The sequence below is a fragment of the Pseudenhygromyxa sp. WMMC2535 genome, assembly GCF_011083025.2.
The window spans coordinates 638,918-656,335 of record NZ_JABJWV010000001.1 but is presented as its reverse complement, the minus strand read 5'-3'; the positions used below and the strand labels follow the sequence as shown (position 1 = coordinate 656,335).

Annotated in this window: 13 protein-coding genes; 8 read left to right on the top strand and 5 right to left on the bottom strand. The window is 70.2% G+C overall.

Going from position 1 to position 17,418, the window contains the following annotated elements:
- Nucleotides 1-71 precede the first annotated feature (71 nt).
- Complete coding sequence (locus G6O69_RS02420; protein ID WP_172301908.1) at nucleotides 72-2,117, bottom strand: serine/threonine-protein kinase; 2,046 nt, start codon at nucleotides 2,115-2,117, stop codon at nucleotides 72-74.
- Nucleotides 2,118-2,217: 100 nt separating this feature from the next.
- Here G6O69_RS02420 and G6O69_RS02415 point away from each other — a divergent pair, with 100 nt between their 5' ends.
- The 8 genes from G6O69_RS02415 to G6O69_RS02380 all read left to right on the top strand — a co-directional run bounded on the left by G6O69_RS02415 (nucleotide 2,218) and on the right by G6O69_RS02380 (nucleotide 10,349).
- Nucleotides 2,218-2,580: a hypothetical protein gene (locus G6O69_RS02415; RefSeq protein WP_176396586.1), complete on the top strand. Its 363-nt coding sequence runs from the start codon at nucleotides 2,218-2,220 to the stop codon at nucleotides 2,578-2,580.
- Nucleotides 2,581-2,610: 30 nt separating this feature from the next.
- Nucleotides 2,611-2,949 (top strand): hypothetical protein, encoded by a 339-nt coding sequence (locus G6O69_RS02410; protein WP_217909756.1) that lies wholly within the window; start codon nucleotides 2,611-2,613, stop codon nucleotides 2,947-2,949.
- A 288-nt stretch (nucleotides 2,950-3,237) separates the two neighbouring features.
- Nucleotides 3,238-4,023 carry a hypothetical protein gene (locus G6O69_RS02405; RefSeq protein WP_172301906.1) on the top strand — a complete coding sequence of 262 codons (786 nt, stop codon included), beginning with the start codon at nucleotides 3,238-3,240 and terminating at the stop codon, nucleotides 4,021-4,023.
- A 23-nt stretch (nucleotides 4,024-4,046) separates the two neighbouring features.
- A complete protein-coding gene (locus G6O69_RS02400; RefSeq protein ID WP_172301905.1) occupies nucleotides 4,047-8,171 on the top strand; it encodes a type IV pilin biogenesis protein in 4,125 nt (1,374 codons plus the stop codon).
- Nucleotides 8,172-8,313: 142 nt separating this feature from the next.
- Nucleotides 8,314-8,766, top strand: coding sequence for a VOC family protein (locus tag G6O69_RS02395; protein ID WP_172301904.1), 453 nt, complete (start codon nucleotides 8,314-8,316; stop codon nucleotides 8,764-8,766).
- The gene (locus G6O69_RS02390) at nucleotides 8,763-9,719 is read left to right on the top strand and encodes a sigma-70 family RNA polymerase sigma factor (RefSeq protein WP_172301903.1); all 957 of its coding nucleotides are present in this window, start codon (nucleotides 8,763-8,765) and stop codon (nucleotides 9,717-9,719) included. The genes G6O69_RS02395 and G6O69_RS02390 overlap by 4 nt, the downstream gene beginning before the upstream one ends.
- 52 nt (nucleotides 9,720-9,771) lie before the next feature.
- Complete coding sequence (locus tag G6O69_RS02385; protein ID WP_172301902.1) at nucleotides 9,772-9,966, top strand: hypothetical protein; 195 nt, start codon at nucleotides 9,772-9,774, stop codon at nucleotides 9,964-9,966.
- 5 nt (nucleotides 9,967-9,971) lie between these two features.
- Nucleotides 9,972-10,349 carry a VOC family protein gene (locus tag G6O69_RS02380; protein ID WP_176396585.1) on the top strand — a complete coding sequence of 126 codons (378 nt, stop codon included), beginning with the start codon at nucleotides 9,972-9,974 and terminating at the stop codon, nucleotides 10,347-10,349.
- Nucleotides 10,350-10,352: 3 nt separating this feature from the next.
- Here the strand turns inward: G6O69_RS02380 and G6O69_RS02375 are convergent, their stop codons facing one another.
- The 4 genes from G6O69_RS02375 to G6O69_RS02360 all read right to left on the bottom strand — a co-directional run bounded on the left by G6O69_RS02375 (nucleotide 10,353) and on the right by G6O69_RS02360 (nucleotide 17,375).
- A complete protein-coding gene (locus G6O69_RS02375; RefSeq protein ID WP_176396584.1) occupies nucleotides 10,353-12,797 on the bottom strand; it encodes a GH92 family glycosyl hydrolase in 2,445 nt (814 codons plus the stop codon).
- Nucleotides 12,798-12,869: 72 nt separating this feature from the next.
- On the bottom strand, nucleotides 12,870-13,535 hold the full coding sequence (locus G6O69_RS02370) for a hypothetical protein (RefSeq protein WP_172301899.1): 666 nt from the start codon (nucleotides 13,533-13,535) through the stop codon (nucleotides 12,870-12,872).
- Between the two features lie 189 nt (nucleotides 13,536-13,724).
- Nucleotides 13,725-15,383 carry a 2,3-bisphosphoglycerate-independent phosphoglycerate mutase gene (gpmI, locus tag G6O69_RS02365; RefSeq protein ID WP_346016996.1) on the bottom strand — a complete coding sequence of 553 codons (1,659 nt, stop codon included), beginning with the start codon at nucleotides 15,381-15,383 and terminating at the stop codon, nucleotides 13,725-13,727.
- Between the two features lie 123 nt (nucleotides 15,384-15,506).
- The gene (locus G6O69_RS02360) at nucleotides 15,507-17,375 is read right to left on the bottom strand and encodes a 5'-nucleotidase C-terminal domain-containing protein (protein WP_172301898.1); all 1,869 of its coding nucleotides are present in this window, start codon (nucleotides 17,373-17,375) and stop codon (nucleotides 15,507-15,509) included.
- Between the last annotated feature and the right edge of the window lie 43 nt (nucleotides 17,376-17,418).

The following is a 17,418-nucleotide window of genomic DNA, read 5'->3' as shown; positions in this document are numbered from 1 at the left end:
GCCCACTGTGCGCGATACCCAAGGCGAGACGTGTGCCGGGTCTCGCGCAGTGAGTGAGTCGGCCGGGTCGATCAATTGGCCCAAGGATTGCGCAATTCCGGCGCAAAGGGGAGGGCCTGCTCGCGCTCGGGCTCGCGCTTCGCAGGCTCGCTGGCGGGCGTGGGCGAGGTCCCAGGGGTCTGGCCGCGGGCCTGGTCCTGCGCTGGGGTCGAGGCCCCCGACGCGTGCCCCGACGTGTGCACGTGGCTCGGGCTGGGGGCGGGCTCGAGTTCGAAGTAGAGCGACTGGTCGCGGTTGGGGACGATCACCGTCGCCTGGTCGAGGAAGCCCTCGGCGCGCAGGATGATCCCCATGGGTCGATCCTCGCGGGGGAGGTGGACGATCGCCGACTCCTGGGTGTCGCCGAGGATCGCAAAGTCGTCGGCCTCGAGCACGCGCACGGGCACGTTCGCGTGGAGCTCGAGGTGCACGGGCTGCGCGGCCATGGCCTGGATGCTGGGAGCAGGGGCGGGCGCGTCGTCTGGGCTGGCCTGGCCGTGGCGCTCGCCCAGCTCATCAGCTTCATCAGGCTCGCTGCCTTCGTCCGTCGCGTCTCCTTCGGGCGCGGCGACGCCCAGCGCGGCTGCGCCCGAGATCAAGGCGAGGGCGGTCAGCGACAAGATGAGCGCGCGGCGAGGCCGAGCGGGCCGCGAGGTGGGCGGCGCGGCCGAGGGCGTGGCCGCGCCCGCGTCTGGCGTGGATGTGTACAGCTCGCCGTCGGGCCGCCGGGCCCAGTCCATGGACGCGCCCGCCCCGAGCACCAGGCTCCCGCTGGACAAGCTCGCGGCCTGCTCGACGCTGAGCAGGTGGGTGCGGCGCTCGAGCAGGGGCACGGGTCCGCGGCCCTCGCCGACGGCGTCGATGGCCGCGGCGAACTCGGTCATCGACGCGAAGCGATGCTCGGGCTCCTTGGCCAGCGCGCGCAGGGCCAGGGCGTCCATCTCGGCGTCGATGCCCGCGTCCGGGGCCCAGCGCGAGGGCGGATCCGGCGGGGCGAGCATGTGCTGGTTTCGCATGGCCGCGAAGCTGCTGGCCACGAAGGGCGTGCGCCCGCACAGCAGGCGGTAGAGCACCACGCCCGCGGCGTAGAGATCCGTGCGGTGATCGAGGGCCGCGCCGCGGGCCTGCTCGGGCGACATGTAGCCGGGCGTGCCGAGGATCATCCCGGTCCGGGTGAGTCGCAGGCCGCCGCTGGCTTGGAGCTTGGCGAGGCCGAAGTCGAGGATCCGCAGGGCGTCGGGGTCGTCGCCGTAGGTCGTGCGGATGATGTTCCCGGGCTTGACGTCGCGGTGGACCACGCCGACATCGTGGGCGGCCTGGAGCCCGTGGCACAGCTGGATCATGAGGTGGCGGATCCGCGGCCAGGGCAGGGGCGCTGACTTGGCAAGGTCCTCGAGGGCCTCGCCGTGGAGCAGCTCCATGACCAGGAAGGCCGCGCCGTCCTCGGTGGCCCCAAAGTCGACCACGCTGACGACGTTGGGGTGATCGATGCGCGAGACCGCCTGGGCCTCGAGCAGGAAGCGCGCGGCGATGTCCTCGCGCTTGGCGTATTGATCGTTGAGCAGCTTGAGGGCGAAGCGCCGGGGCAAGGTGGTGTGCTCGGCGAGATAGACCGTGCCCATGCCGCCGCGACCGATCGGCTCGATCAGCCGGTAGCGGCCAACGATGACCACGCCGCTGCGATCGCCAGCGGAGGGCGTGGGGCCGGCCAGGGGGGGAGGCAGCGGGTCGGCCAGGGGGGCGGCCAAGTGGGGGGGGAGCGAGTGGGGGGGGAGCGAGTGGGGGGGGAGCGAGGCGGAGCCGGGGACGGGCAGCGAGGTCGGTGGCGGCGCGGGCGAGGTCGAGCGAAGCCGCCGCGTCGAGAAGGCGCGACCTCGCGCGGCGCCCCTGGCCATGAGCGCGCTGATGGTGTCGTTCCCCGTGAAGGACTCGGCGTCGAGGATGGCGTGCTCGTCGACCTCGACCCCAGCAGCGACCTTGGCCTTGGCCTTGGCATCGGCATCGGCGGGAGCCGGCGCCTTGGTCGGGTCCTCGTCGGAGGGCGCCATGGTCGGCGCGGCGACGTAGCGATCATCCACGCTCGAATCATACGCGCTCGACGGCCCGCGCTGTTATGCTCGCGCCGTGTATCGTCAGCGTTTGCATTTCTTTGCAATTCCTCCCGTATTGAGCGCGCTCGTGGCCTGCTCCGGCGCCTCGCCCCCAGATGAACAGGGCGGCGGCGAGAGCGAGAGCGAGACCGAGATCGCCAGCGATGAGGCCGAGACCAGCCCCGAGGCCGGCTCGACTAGCGCTTCCACCACCGGCACCACGACCGAGGGCGGCGAGAGTGAGACCAGTGCGGTCTGCGCCTATCCCGAGGGGGCCGTCGAGCCCATGGCCCTCGACGAGGTCCTGTGGCCCTACGCCTGGCCCGAAGCGATCCACGCCGACGGCAGCGAGCTCGCCCTCGACCTCGAGCACGCGCCTTGCGACACGGACCCCGAGATCGACTGGAGCATCCACGAGCTCTTGGTGTTCATCTCCGTCCCAGCCTGGTGACCCGACTGTGTAGAGCACGCCAGTTCGGTCGTGCAGGTGGAAGATCAGATCATCGCGGCCGGCGCTCAGATCATCTGGGTGCTCGAGGCCGACAGCTTCTTGCAGCCGGGGACCGCCGAGGTCTGCCGCAACTTCGTCGACTCCCTGGGCAGCGAGCAGGGCTGGTGCGTGGGCGACGGCCAGACCATGCCCACGCCAGGGGTGTTCGACGACTCGCCCTTCAGCGTCAGCCGTGGCTTCGACATCATCGTCCCCCGCGAGACCATGGTGATCGAGTACGCGACCAGCCACGGGACGCCGCAGGGCAACGACAACATCAGCGGCGAGGCGCTGCTCGAGGTCATCGAGATGATCGCTGACTCGCTGTGAGCGCCGCCTTCGTGCATTTGGACATCGCTCGATCTCGAGTGTGAGCGAGTGGAGTGTGGTGATTGCTCTCGGGCCCAACTCCGAATCTGTATGTGTTCCAAAGGACGCGGCTTGGTCAAACGGCCAGCAGGGTGCATTCTACGCATGTTTTGAGATCTTTGATGATTGAAAATGAGCATTCGAGCGAATGTGAGCGGTCACGTGCTGTCATGAATGATGTGTGAAAAAGGCATGGGGGGACCGCGATTTTTTGCGAGATTAAAATAGAAAAAATTGTATTCTCCATTCATGGATATGCAGTCGAGGAGGTCGAGCGCCAGGGGCGCGACCATGGTCAGCGTGATGCTGCTGACCGTCTCCTTGATGGCGATCAGTGTCTTGGTGATCCGCAGCTCGCAGCGCGAGGTGGATCAGGCCAACGCCGCCGTGGCGCGGGAGAAGGCGCTGATGGCCGCACAGGCCACGGTCGACCTCGGCGCGGCGCAGCTTCGCCAGGCGATCGAGCAAGGCGGGAGCCTGACGAGCGTCGTCGACGCGGCGCTGGCCGGCTACAACCCGCCGGCGGATCCGCAGCTGTGCGCCTCGCTCTTCGAGGACTGTGTCCCGGGCGCCGGGGCCAGCCCGGGCACCGGTCAGAAGAATCGCTGGGTCACCGGCCTGTCCGACTGCGCCGGGCGCCCCTGCATGCGCCAGGGGGCCCTCGCGCGCCTGCCCAACGCCCAGGGACAGGTCCAGGACTGGGTCCGCGTCCCCCTGCGTGACCTGCTCGCGGGGGCCGATCCAGAGGCGCGGGTCAGCTTGTGGATCCGCAACAACGCCGCCGACGCGATCGACAGCGGCGGCGGGAGCGGGAGCTGGACGAGCGACGGCGACGGCCGCGTGGTGCTCACGGCCATGGCCACGCTGCGCAACACGACCATCGCCGTCGAGCAGGAGTTCCTGCTCGCGCCGGCCGGCGACAAGCAGGCCTGGTCCATGCCCACCCCGGACGTCGGCTACGGCGGGGGGCACAACAACGACAACGTGATGGCCGACGTCTGCGCGGAGAACTTCGTGCGCTACACGACACCTTGAGCGGACTTTTGGAGATGAACGTCATGAACGAGCGAGGCCCACGTCCTCGGCCGCTCGGTCTGCTCGGCCTGCTGATGCTGGCCGCGGCCGTGTTTGGCCTCCCGCGCCCGGGCGCCGCGCGCCTGGACCCCTTTTATATCGTCCACGGCCAGAGCTTCGGCGCGGTCACGCCGAGGATCCTCTTCGTGCTCGACACCTCGGGATCGATGGGCTTCGAGCAGCCCTGGCCCGACAAGAAGTGCAGCTGGGACGAGTGCGAGGACGACGAGGCCGGCAGCCAGCGAAGCCGCATGACCGTCGCGCGCCAGGTCATCGGCAAGATCGTCGCGGACAACGAGGACACGGCGAGCTTCGGGCTGATGACCTTCGGCATGGCCAAGCCGCCCAAGTCGAGCAGCGAGGTGCCCTATCGCTGCTACTCGTGGGATCTCGGCCGCTGGGTGCGCTTCGCCTGGGTCACCTACGTCAATCAGCCCTACTCCAACGTGTGGAAGCCGCTGACCAACGCCTTCGGCGGCCAGGGTACGTGGATGCTCTGCGGTGACAACCGGCCCTTCCCCTACCTGCGCCACGACGAGCTCGGGGGCTTCGAGCTGCCCAACAACTCGAGCGAGGCGCTGCCCGATCAGCCCCTGGTGGTGGCCAAGGCCAGCCACTCGGCGCTGAAGAGCTCGGCCAACTACGATCGCAAGGTCCAGTTCTTCCCGCGCTTCTTGGGCCGGCGGGTCAACCTCGACTGTAGCGACCCCAACCAGGAGGCGATCGTCGCGGCCTCCCACGGGGACTGGGGCGAGAACGCGTCGGAGCGCGCGACCAAGGTCTGCGGCCACGACTTCTACTACTGGCCCTACGTCGACGGGAACCCCGGCTACTCCTACTACTCGGGCTACAGCTTCGACGATCTGTGGCACGTGGAGTGCGACGACAACGGCAGCTGCAGCTCGACGACCAGCCACGCCCACCGCCTGGGCGTGACCCGCCGCAACCAAAACGAGGGCGCCTCGCTCTACGTGCCCTTCTACTCCGAGGCCGTGCTCGCCGACGACGACGTCCCGGCCGAGGACAAGGGCCCGCAAGACGAAGACGACCAGCGCGAGATGCTGCGCGGGCTCACCGACAAGTCCTACGCCGGCGGCGTGGACCTCAGCGGGGGCACGCCCTGGGCCGTGGCGATCGGCGAGCTCGACTACATGGTCAAGACCAACGCCCAGGGCCAGCTCGAGCTCAAGAGCGCGGTCGCCAAGAGCAACGCCGCGTTCGCGCACGAGACCGTGGGCTCCTACCTGTCCTATCTGACCCTGGCGACGGACGCCGACGTCTGCCGGCCCACGGTTGCGATCTTGGTGTCCGACGGCCAGCCGGACCCGTGGTCGAGCCAGGGCGGGACCAAGCTCTACTCGCGGCTGCGAAAGCTCCGCGCCGTGCTCGGGGTCAAGACCTATATGGTGGGCTTCTCCGACGGAGCCTGGAACGACTCGACCAAGTGGGAGCGCATGCATCACATCGCCTGCGCGGCGGCGGGGGCCGACAGCGTCTACGCGCCCTGCGAGGGCGACAACCCCTACGCGTGGGACACCTGCCGCGACAGCGAGGACCCGGCGGACGGCTGCGCGTGGCTGGCCAGCGACGACGAGGAGCTCGCCGACGCGCTGACGACGATCATCGAGGACAGCATCCACAGCACGGTGCCCGCGGGTCCGCCGACCCTGGCGAGCGACTTTCAAAGCGCCGACCCCGACGACCCGGAGGCCGACGACGCGGCGGTCCAGACCTCGATCAGCGCGTGGACCGAGACCCCGGGCTGGTTCGGCCACGTCGCCCGCGAGGCCTGCGACGACGAGGACCCCGACAACCCCGGTCAGCTCGCCGACTACTGCGCGGCGGCCTCGGAGCTCGCCCTGGACAGCGAGGAGAGCGAGAGCTTCGGGCCCTGTCCCCTGGGTCGGGTGTGGGACGCGGGCGAGTGCCTGGCGCAGACCGAGGCCAGCGCGCGTCGGCTCTACACCCACGACGCCAGCGGCCAGCTGGTGACGATCGCCGTCGACGGCCAGCCCACGCCGGAGTTCATCGCGCTCGTCCACGAGCTCGACGACGCGGGCGAGCTCCAGCCGCCGCTGACCGTGGGCTCCGAGAGCCAGGAGATCGCGGCGATGGTCGACCTGCTGCTCGGCGCGTCGAACCCCGAGGACTGGAAGCTCCCGGGCATCGCCAACGCGGCGCCGCTCCTGGTCCGACGGATCCCCCGCTATGACAGCAACTACCTGCCGGGGGTGGGGATCCGCGATCCCCACTGCGCCGGGCGGCGCAACGCCCTGGGCGACGACGTGCCGGCCACGCTCCAGAGCTTCGCCGGCGAGGCCTGGGCGCTCAGCGAAGGCGGTGGCCTGGCCGCGCACTACGACTACGCCGAGGCCGTGCTCGTGGGCGACGACTTTGGCCTGGTCCACGCCTTTCACTACGACAGCGGCAACGAGCTGTTCGCCTTCTTGCCGCGGGCCCTGGTCAACAACGCCCGGGTGCTCGCGCTCAACGGCCCGCAGGGCTTCGGCCAGCCCGACGCCCTGGCCGAGCACGTCTACGGCGTGGCCTCGACGGTCAACGCCGGGTGGATCTTCGACGACCAGATCGGGATCTGGCGCCACCTCGCGGTGTTCGGCTTTGGCCCGGGCGGCGCCGAGATCGTCGCCCTCGACGTCTCGCACATGGGGCGGCTGCAGGAGGACGACCCCGTCGAGGTGCTGTGGACCAGCGAGACCAGCGGCCTGGCCGCGCGCTACGAGGAGAGCCTCGGCCAGACCTGGTCGCGGCCAGCGCTGACCTACGCCGTGCCCAACGATCTGATGTCGGTGGAGCCGCGGGCCTACCTGGTGTTCGGCAGCGGCTACGCCGAGGCCGGGCAGGGCGAGCTCGCCGGGCGGGTGCTGTGGAAGGTCGACGCGCTGACCGGCGAGGCGTCCAGCGAGCGCGCGCTGATGGCCGCCCCGGAGCAGGGGACGAGCTTCGACGATCCCGCCGAGGTCGCGGCCGTGGGCGACGTGGTCGTGACCTCGCACTGCCTGTCGCGCTACTGGGGCGAGATGCAGGAGGCCTACCTCGCGGACCCGGCGGGGCGGCTCTATCGCTGGGATCTCGCGGCCTCGGGGCCGACGGCCGAGAGCTTCGCGCACGCGGCCGACAGCGGCGGCGCGTGGACCCTCGACGCCCAGGGCTTCGCCCAGGCCAAGCCGGCCCTGCGCCTGCCGGCCTGCCAGGGCGCCGGCGACTTCAGCTGCTCGATCTCACCGATTGGTCAGGGCGGCAGCAAGGGCGAGGTGTTCGTGTTCTCCCCGGCGGTCGCGGCCAAGAACCGCATCGACGCGATCGACGATCCGGGCGAGGCCCTGGCCGTGGGCGAGCGCGACCAGCTGCTCATCGCGCTGGCCAGCGGCAGCCCCAACGACGCGGCGATCGACGGCGGCGAAGACGACAACGACTTTCACAGCAGCTTGTACCTGCTCGTGGACGACCACCGCGAGGACCCCGAGGCCGGCTTCGACGTCCCCGCCGGGGCCCCGGCCGCCGCGCCCGGGACCCACCCGCACTACATGCGTCTGCCGCTGGCGCAGATCGAGCGCACGCGGACCATCGCCTACCCCGACGGCAGCGTCGAAGATCAGACTCGGGCCTTCTCGCGCCGGGCTCGACCCCTGCGCGCGCCGCTGATCCGGGTCACCGGCGCGTTCGCGGACGACCTCCAGACCGACGCCGAGATCTTCTACGTGACCTACACGATCTACGAGCCCGGGGACTCGAGCTGCGACCCGCGCTGGTACGACGAGGACGAGCAGCGCTGGGTCTACGATCAGGGCGCGACCTACGAGCTCGAGCTGCGGCTGATCTCCCGGCGCGGTCAGGGCTTCGACTTTCAGACGGGGGAGAAGCTGCCCGGCGAGCCCGACGACGGCTTTGGCACGAGCATGGGCCTCGTCGCCTCGGCGGTCCGGCAGATCGGCGACTGCGACGACGGCAACTGCGGGGCCGTGCTCGCCGCGCCAGAGAGCTCGCCTTGCAACCCCAACGAGGACGCGCCGGTGGTCGGGGGCATCACCTCGATCCAGACCGGCTGGACCGAGCTCGACGGCTTCTCGCCCCTCGAGATCCCGCTGTGATCGGGTGAAGACGCGGAGGGAAGGAAGGAGGAGGGAGGCGTAGCGGGTGTTGCGCCTCCCTCCTCCTGGCCGCGAGACACCCGAGGACGACAAAATTCTCGGGTCGCGATGAATTTGGATCCCCGCCGGCGTCCAACTGGACATGCGCAATGCTCCCGGCTCCCGAGCGCTGTTCTTGAACCTGCCCGTGGCGGACCTCGAGGCGACCAAGGCCTTCTTTGGCGGCCTCGGCTTCGACTTCGAGCCGCGCTTCACGGACGCCCGCGCAGCGGCCATGATCCTCAACGAAGGCGCGTGGGTGATGCTGCTGAAGCGAGAATTCTTCAAAACCTTCACACCGAGGTCCCTGTGTGAGACGAGCGCGGCCGTCGAGGCCCTGATCGCCTTCGAGGTCGGTTCGCGCGCAGAGGTGGACGCGCTGACCGAGACCGCCGTGGCTCAGGGCGGCCAGGAAGCGCGCCCGCCCATGGAGCACGGTAGTTTCATGTACTCGCGCAGCTTCTTCGACCTCGACGGGCACCAGTGGGAGGTGCTGTACACGGATCACGAGGGTCTCGCGGGCGAGCAGGGCGCGGGCTCGGAGGACCGGCCATGAGCGCCGCCGAGCTGCTCGAGCCGCACCGCGCGGAGCTGACCGGGCATTGCTACCGCATGCTCGGCTCGGCCGTCGACGCCGACGACGCCGTGCAGGAGACCATGCTGCGCGCCTGGAAGGGCCTCGAGCGCTTCGAGGGTCGGGCGGAGGTCCGCACCTGGCTGTATCGCATCGCGACCAACGTGTGCATCGATCATCTGCGCAGCCGCGAGCGCCGGCGGCTGCCGACCCTCGAAAGTCCGGTCGGCAGCGTCCACGACGAGCTCGTCGAGGCGCCGCGCAGCCACTGGCTCGAGCCGATCCCCGACGCCCACGTGGTCCCGCAGCTGGCCGAGCCCGAGCGCCAGGCCGAGCTGCGCCAGAGCCTGCGCCTGGCCTTCGTGGCCGCGCTCCAGCACCTGCCGCCCAGGCAGCGGGCCGCGCTGCTGCTCAAGGACGTGCTGGGGTTTTCGTCGGCGGAGATCGCCGAGACCCTCGAGCTCTCGCCGGCGGCGGTCAACAGCGCGCTCCAGCGGGCGCGCAAGGCCGTGGCCGCGGGCGCGTCGGGGGCCGGGGCTCAGAGCACGCGACCGCTCTCGCTGACCCAGGCCGAGCTCGTCGAGCGCTACGTCGACGCCTTTCACCGCTACGACGTCGAGGCGCTCGTGGCCCTGCTGCGCGAGGACGGCAGCTTGTGCATGCCGCCCTTCACCTTGTGGCTGCAAGGGCGCGAGGCGGTCCACGACTGGATGCTGGGCCGGGGGATCGGCTGCCGCGGCTCGCGGCTGGTCCCGGTCGCCGCCTGCGGCTCCGCGGCCTTTGCCCAATATCGCCGCGACGAGACCGGCGGCTACGCGGGCTGGTCGCTGATCGTCCTCGAGCTCGGCGACCAGGAGATCACCTCGATCACCCACTTCTTGGACGTCGAGACGCTCTTTCCGATCTTCGGTCTCGCGCTGACCCTCACCGACTGATCCCTCTCACGACCCCCTCACACGAATACGACACACGCGAAGAGAGACCACCATGCCCGTGAAATCAGCGACCCCCTACATCTTCTTCGACGGCGACGCGAGCGCGGCCATCACCCTCTATCAGGCGGCCCTCGGCGCCGAGGTCCAGTCGATGACGCGCTTTGGCGACGTCCCCAACGGCCCCAAGGGGGCTAGAGTGCGCGGCAGAGGACTTGAAGGGCCCCAGGCTTGGAGCACCGGCTGCTGACTTCGTTGCTCGTCAGTCATTTGTGCCCGACAAACTCCCTCCTCGCGCCTCGTCAGCAACCGGCGGTCCGGCGCCTGGGACCCTTCAAGTCCTCTGCCGCGCACTCTAGCGAGCGGGTGTTGAACGCCGCCTTGATGATCGGCGGTGACACCGTGATGATCAGCGACACCGTGCCGGGCTCGGGCATCGGGCGCGACAGCAACATCCGGGTGGTGCTCGACTATGACGACGTCGACGAGATGATCCGGGCCTTTGGCGCCATGGCCGAAGGTGGCGAGGTGACCATGGAGCTCCACCAGGCTTTTTGGGGCGCGACCTTTGGGGTGCTCGCCGACCGCTTTGGGATCAAGTGGATGTTTCAGGGTCCGGCGAAGCCGGACTGACTCTCAGTCGGCGCCGAAGTCCGTCGGCGTCGCGCTCAGGCTCAGGCGCAGGCTCCCGCCCTCGCGCAGCTGCGCCCAGGTGATCCACGGTCGCTCGAGCTCGACGCCCTCGTAGCGCGCCCCCGCGAGGTAGCGCCCGCCGGCCTCGCCCTCGGTGATGATCGCCAGCTTGCGCTCGGGCGCGTCGGGGTCGCTGATGTCGATCTCGACGCGCTCGAAGATCGGCGCGGTGATCCAGTAGCCGTCGGCGCCGGGCAGCGGGTACAGGCCGATCGCGGCCCACACCAGCCACGCGCTCATGGTCCCGGCGTCATCGTTGCCGGGCAGGCCGCTCGGGCCCTCGTCGTACCAGCGCTCTCGGGCCCAATCGACCCAGCGCTGGGTCTGGGCCGGATCCCCGAGCGCCGTGAACAGGTAGGCGTCGTGGAGCGAGGGCTCGTTGGACTGCCAGTAGTAGGGGATCTGCTCGATCGGATCGTACTCCGGGCCGTCGAGGAACTCGGCCGAGAGCTCGAAGTAGTCGGACAGGCGGGCGCGCGCGGCCTCGCGCCCGCCCATGAGCTCGGCGAGGGCGTCGGCGTCGTGGGGCGCGGCCCACAGATAGTGATAGGCGGTGCCCTCGGAGTAGTGGTCGTTCCACACGCCGGGGCTGAAGTCCTCGTTGTCGAAGCTGCCGTCGGCTCGGCGCCCGACCAGGTACTCGGTCTCGGGGTCCCAGAGGTTCTGCCAGTTGTGGGCGCTGGCCGAGAACAGCGCCGCGTCCTCGGCATAGTCGGCGCCCATGGCCTCGGCCCAGCGCCCGAGGGCGAAGTCGGCGTGGGCGAACTCCAGGGTCCGCGAGGCCGAGGAGCTGGTCTCATCGCTGGCGACCCAGCCGAGCTCGCGGTAGCGGTCGATGCCGCCGCGGCCGGCGTGAGGCCGGACCTCGAGGGCGTGGGCGCGGGCGTGGGCGAAGCCCCCGGCGACGTCGAAGTCGAGGATGTCCTTGAGGTAGGCGTCGGCGAGCACCAGGTCCGCGCTCGTCCCGAGCATGCCGCCGGTGTAGCCGATGCCCAGCGGCCACTTGGGCAGGTCGCCGCCCTGGTCGGCCATGGTCACGAGCGACTGGATCATGTCGGCGTGGCGCTCGCGCTGGATCAGGTTGAAGAGCGGGTGGATGGTCCGGTAGGTGTCCCACAGCGAGAAGTCGCTGTAGTAGGTGTGGCCGTCGGCGACCTCGTGGACCGCGTCGTCGAAGCCGCGGTAGCTGCCGCTGGCGTCGGTGAAGGTGGTCGGGGCCAGGAAGGCGCGGTAGAGCGCCGCGTAGAACTGGCGCCGCCAGCTCTCGTCGCCCCCGAGCACGCGCACGCGCGAGAGCTCGCCTTGCCAGGCCGCCGTGGCGGCCGCGCGCGTGTCGTCGAAGCCCTGGCCGTCGAGCTCGGCGAGGTTGGCCTCGGCCTCGGCGATCGAGACATAGGAGAGCGCGACGTCGAGCTCGACGCCCAGCGCGTCGGGGCTGGCCGAGAGGTCGAAGGTCAGCCACGCGCCGATCTGATCGCCGTCGACGCTCGCGCTGGCGTCGACGAGCTCACCCTCGTCGTTCCAGGTGCCGAAGCCGGTCAGGGGCCGCGAGGCCCGGGCGACGAAGTAGGTGGGCAGGCCGCCGAAGCGCTTGGAGTAGCCGCCCTGGACCGTGGTCACGCCGCGGATGATCCCCGCCTCGGCGTCGATCTCGAGGCTCGCGGCGGTGGTCGGGTGGTTGCCGGGGCCGTAGCCGAGGTCGAAGATCACCGTGGCCTCGGCCTCGGCGGCGTCCCAGGTGTAGCGGTGCCGAGCCACGCGGGTGCTCGCGCTGAGCTCGGCGTAGATCCCCGGCTCGAGCAGCGAGACCGCGTAGTAGCCGGGCTCGGCGATCTCCTCGGCGTGGTCGTAGAGCGAGCGCGCTCCGCCGCCGCCGGCCTTGGACGCGTCCATGCCCACGCTCGGGGTGATCAGCAGCGGGCCGTAGTCGGGCACGCCCATGCCGTTGATGCGCGCGTGGCTGAAGCCCCACAGGTGGGTCTGATCGTAGTGGTAGCCGGTGCAGTTGGTGAACGAGACCTGGAGCGGCCCGTAGCCCGAGTCGGGGCCGGGCTTGACCATGCCAAAGGGCACGCTGGCCCCGGGGTTCATGGTCCCCACGGTGTAGCCCACGCCGCCGCTGCCGATCAGCGGATCGACCAGCGCGGGCAGGTCTTCCTCGGGCCAGGGGTAAGGCTCGAAGCCGTCCTCGCCGCCCGTGTCGGTCTCGCCGCCCGTGTCGGTCTCGCCGCCAGAGCCAGCCTCGCCCTCGGCGGTCTCGGACTCGCCGCCCGCGGACGTGTCGACGCCGGGGTCCTCGTTGCTACACGCCAAAGCCGCGCCAAAGAGCGCGGCCGTGATCAGAGAGGAGGAGCCGGCACGCATCATGCCGGCGATTGTACCGGTCACACGACCCATTCGCGTGACCGGGTTTCGCTATTGCGAGCGGCCCTGAGCCGCTACTGCGCCGCTACTGAGCCGCTACTGGGCGGGGGCGGCCTCGAGGTCCTCGACGAACTCGAAGTACCAGAGGATCCGTTCCCAGTCGCTGTTGATCCCGCTGCGGTCGTCGCCGTAGGGGTAGTCGACGTGCGCGATGAAAAGAACGTCGTCGCGGGGGAAGAGGAAGCGGCGGATCTCTTGGTCGGGGTAGCCGGTCTCGGGATCCAGGGTGTGCGCGCGGACCTCGATGCCACGGCGCCCGGGCTTGGCCAGGTACTCGTCGAAGTAGCCGATCTCCTCGACCTCGAAGCCGGCCTGCTGATACTGAGTGCCCATCGAGGTGGTGGCGCGCTCGTTGATCAGCGTGTCGCCCTTCTCGGTCACGTAGATCGTGAGCTCGCGGGTCTCGCTGCTGCCGCTGTCGTCATCGTCCCACTCGTCGCTGTCGCCACCATCGTCGCCAAAGGGGCTCGAGCAGCGCAGCACGGGGACCCAGGCCTTGTCGGGGCCCTCGGGGGTGTGGCTGGGCTCCTCGCAGCTCTTGTAGACGTAGAGGACGTCGGGGATGTCGAAGGTGACCCCGAGGTCGGGGATCTTGATGGTCTTGCCTTCGGTCGAGCCGCTGGTGGGCTTGTCGACCCAGCGCAGGCGCTCGGACTTGCCCCGCTTGCCGCCGCTGCCCTTCTTGCAAGCGGGGAGCGTCACAGCCGCGGATGCGATGAGAGTGCAGAGCAGGATACGGGAGTACTTCGCCTTGAACATCATCTTCGATCGCCGAGTCTCGCCTCGGCGGCCGCACCTTAGCAAAGCCAGGGCCGGCGGTGAAACCCATCTCGGCAATGCGAGCTGGCGGTTGTGAGCGGGATGACCGGAAGGACCCCGCGTTTTGTGGGTTCAGGGCTTGGCGCGCAGCAAGCTGGGCTCGTAGCCCTCGGGGGTGGCGAATCCCAGCAGCTCGAGGGCGGTGGCCGCGAGGTTGGCGAGGCCGGCTTGGCCGACGCCGCCTGCGGGGCCGAGATCGAGGGCTGGGCCGCCGCTGGCCTCACGGGGGTCGTAGATCACCAGCGGCACGGGGTTGAGGCTGTGGGAGCTGCGGACCCGGCGCTCGTCCCCGCTGCCGTCGAACATCTGGTCGGCGTTGCCGTGGTCGGCGGTGACCAATAGCGCGCCCTTCATGGCCCGCGTCGCCTCGACGAGGCGGGCGAGGCAGAGGTCCACGGACTCCACCGCCAGCCGGGTCGCCCGCAGGTCTCCGGTGTGACCGACCATGTCGCCGTTGGCGTAGTTGAGGCGCACGAAGTCGGGTGCCGGCTGGCCGTCACGCAGCGCCGCTAGCAGGGCGTCGGTGACCTCGGCGGCCTTCATCCACGGGCGCTCCTCGATGGGCGCGAGCTCCGAGGAGACCTCGAGGTAGCGCTCGAGCGCCGGGTCGAAGGGCTCGCTGCGGTTGCCGTTCCAAAAATAGGTGACGTGGCCGAACTTGTGGGTCTCGGCGATCGCCAGCTGGCGGCGCCCGGCCTTGGCGAGCAGCTCGCCCATGGTGTCGTCGATCTGCGGCGGGTCGACCAAGAAGCGCGCCGGCAGGCCGAGGTCGCCGTCGTACTGCATCATCCCGGCGAAGCGGACCTTGGGCCGAGGCCCGCGCTCGAAGGCCGAGAACTCGTCCTCCTCGAAGGCGCGGGTGATCTCGATGGCCCGGTCGCCGCGGAAGTTGAAGAACACCACCGAGGCGCCGTCGTGGATCCGCCCGACGGGATCCCCGAGCCCGCCGTCGTCGGCGATCACGAAGCCGGGCATGAACTGATCGTCGATCTTGGGGTTTTGGTAGCCGGACTCGACCGCCGCCTGGGCGCTGGCGAACTTGGGGCCCTCGCCGCGCACGTGCAGCTGCCAGCCGCGCTCGACCATGGCCCAGTCGGCCTCGTAGCGGTCCATGGTCACGAGCATGCGCCCGCCGCCGCTGGCGATCTGATAGTCGTAGCCGGCCTCGCGCAGCTCGCTCAGGCAGGCCTCGAGGGCGGCGATGAAGCGCAGGGCCGAGCGCCCGTCGACGTCGCGGCCGTCGGTCAGCACGTGGACCCGGGCCGTGCGCACGTCGTCGTGGCGGGCGGCGTGGCGGAGCATCGCCAGCAGGTGGTCGATGTGCGCGTGGATGTTGCCGTCGGAGAGCAGGCCGATGAAGTGCAGGGCCTCGCCGGACTCGCGCACGCCGTCCACCAGCCAGCGCCAGGTCTCGCCCTCGAAGAGCGCGCCGGAGCGCAGCGACTGCTCGACCAGGGCCGCGCCCTGCTCGAACACCCGCCCGGCCCCGATCGCGTTGTGGCCGACCTCGCTGTTGCCCATGTCCTTGTCGCTGGGCATGCCCACGGCCGTCCCGTGGGCGCGCAGGCGCGTGGCCGAGGGCAGGCCGCGCAGCCAGTCGAGGGTCGGGGTGTAGGCCTGGGCCACGGCGTCGCCCTCGCCGCCGTCACCGAGGCCGACGCCGTCCATGACCACGAAGAGCAGCGGGCCCTCGGGGGCCACGCGGGTAGGGTGGGGGCGCAAGCTGAGCACGGGCCGAGCCTACATCGCCGGGCCGTGCCTCGAAACCAGGCCAAAAAGAGCGCGCCCCGCCGCGCCTCGGTCGGCGCGTGCGGGGCGTGCTTCACCGGCGACGGGCGCCAGCGCGAGCGCAGCTCACTGCGTGGCGATCCGGCCCTCGCCGCCCTCGGGGTAGTCGGCGGCGCTGATCACCCCGGCGAGCCCCTCGACGATGAAGTTGGCCAGCGCTTGCTGGTAGCTCACGCCGAGGCTGACGAACTCGGCCCCGCCGAAGTCGTACTGGTCGCCGCCCTGGGCCAGGAAGTTGATGGTCGCGACGTTGAGGCTGGGCGCGCCGTCGACCGGCTCGCCGTCCTCGATGATCTTGGTGTTGTCGTCCAAGCTCACCTCGATGATCCGCTCGCCCTCGGTGACCACGTTGCCCTCGTCGTCGAACTCGAGGCCCTGGGCGTCGGGGTCGTAGACCACGGTGAAGCCCGAGATCTGCGCGAAGCGGCCGTCGACGTTCTCGACCTGGGAGTAGGCGTTCTCGAGCACGAACTCGAGCTGGGCGGGGCTCACGTCCTCGACCACGACCACGAAGTTGTCGAAGGGCGCGATGTCGAAGGTGTCGAGCACCGAGATCTCGCCGATCGGGAGCATGGTGTCGTTGCGGATCCCGCCGCCGTTTTGGATGCCGATGTCGGGCGTCGCGGCGCCCCAGTCGGCGGCCAGCTGCGCGGCCTGCCACAGCAGCGCGTCGGCGATCAGGTCGCCCTCGTTGGTCTCCATCACCCGGACGTTGGACTTCACGCCGTCGAGCTCGACCTCGCTCTCTCCGACGATCTCCATGTCGAGGGCCTCGAGGCCCGCGACGACCGGCTCGATGACCGCGGCGTAGACCTCGGCGTCGCCCGCGATCGCGTCGTCCTGCTCGCCACCGGCGACGCGGACGACCCCGCTCTCGTCGGCGATCGCGACCAGCTCGCCGGCCTCGAAGCTGGCGATCAGCTGGCCGACGTAGCGGTAGCCGCCCTTGGTCGTGACCACGGGGATGCCGTTGTCGGACATCATCGGGTAGCTGCCGTAGACCTCCTCCTCGTCGCCAGGCACGAGCACGTCGCCCTCGTTGGCGAGGACCTCGTCGCCGCCGCCGGCGATCATCACGTCCACGCCCTCGAGCATGGTCGCGAGCTCGAGGTCTTCTTCGATGCTCTGGAGGTGGGAGATCAGCACGATGATCTCGACGCCCTGGGCCTCGAGGGCCTCGACCTCGGCGAGGATCACGTCGGCCAGGGCCGCGTCGACCACGACGCCGCCGGGGCTCGAGATGAAGGGCAGCATCGGCGTGGTCGCGCCGATCACCCCGACCTGCTGGCCGCCGAGGTCGACGACCGTCGAGCTGGCGATCACGCCGGCGTCGACCAGGGCCTGGAGGTCGGCCTCGGCCGCGAAGTCGAGGTTGGCGCTGAGGAAGGCCGGCTGGGGGTCGAAGCCGGCGATGAAGTCGGCCAGGGTCGCCGGGCCAAAGTCGAAGTCGTGGTTGCCCAGGCAGATCGCGTCGTAGCCGACGGCCGCCAGCGCGAGGCTGTCGTAGAAGGGCACGCCCTTGTCGAGGGAGAGCGAGAACTCGGGGCCGGCGAGGAAGTTGTCGCCGGAGCTGAGCACGACCACGCCCTCCGAGCTCGCGCCCGCGCGCAGCTCGTCGACCTTGGCCACGAAGCGGTCGACGCCGCCGAAGTCCTCGAGCCCGCTGCCAGCGTCGACGAGCTGGGACTCGCCGTCGTTGTTGTGGAGGATCGTGAGGCTGAAGGCCTCCTCCTCGCCGGTGGTGTCGGTGGTGTCGGTGCCTGCGTCGGTGGTCTCGGTGCCGTCAGTGGTGTCGGAGCCGTCGGTCTCGGACGTCCCGCTGGTCTCGTCGCCGATGTCGTCCTCGCTGCCATCGTCGCCGCCGCAGGCGACGGGCAGGGTCAAGCTGAGGAGCATGGTCCAAGTCAGGGTCGGGTTGGAACGAAAGGCGCTCATGGGCGCGCCAAGTAGTTCGCCGGGGAGGGGCTCTCAACGCGTC

Coding starts and splice junctions, on each gene's coding strand:
- G6O69_RS02405 (WP_172301906.1), top strand. CDS start 3,238: ATGGATATGCAGTCGAGGAGGTCGAGCGCCAGGGGCGCGACCATGGTC.
- G6O69_RS02400 (WP_172301905.1), top strand. CDS start 4,047: ATGAACGAGCGAGGCCCACGTCCTCGGCCGCTCGGTCTGCTCGGCCTG.
- G6O69_RS02395 (WP_172301904.1), top strand. CDS start 8,314: ATGCGCAATGCTCCCGGCTCCCGAGCGCTGTTCTTGAACCTGCCCGTG.
- G6O69_RS02390 (WP_172301903.1), top strand. CDS start 8,763: ATGAGCGCCGCCGAGCTGCTCGAGCCGCACCGCGCGGAGCTGACCGGG.
- G6O69_RS02385 (WP_172301902.1), top strand. CDS start 9,772: ATGCCCGTGAAATCAGCGACCCCCTACATCTTCTTCGACGGCGACGCG.
- G6O69_RS02360 (WP_172301898.1), bottom strand. CDS start 17,375: ATGAGCGCCTTTCGTTCCAACCCGACCCTGACTTGGACCATGCTCCTC.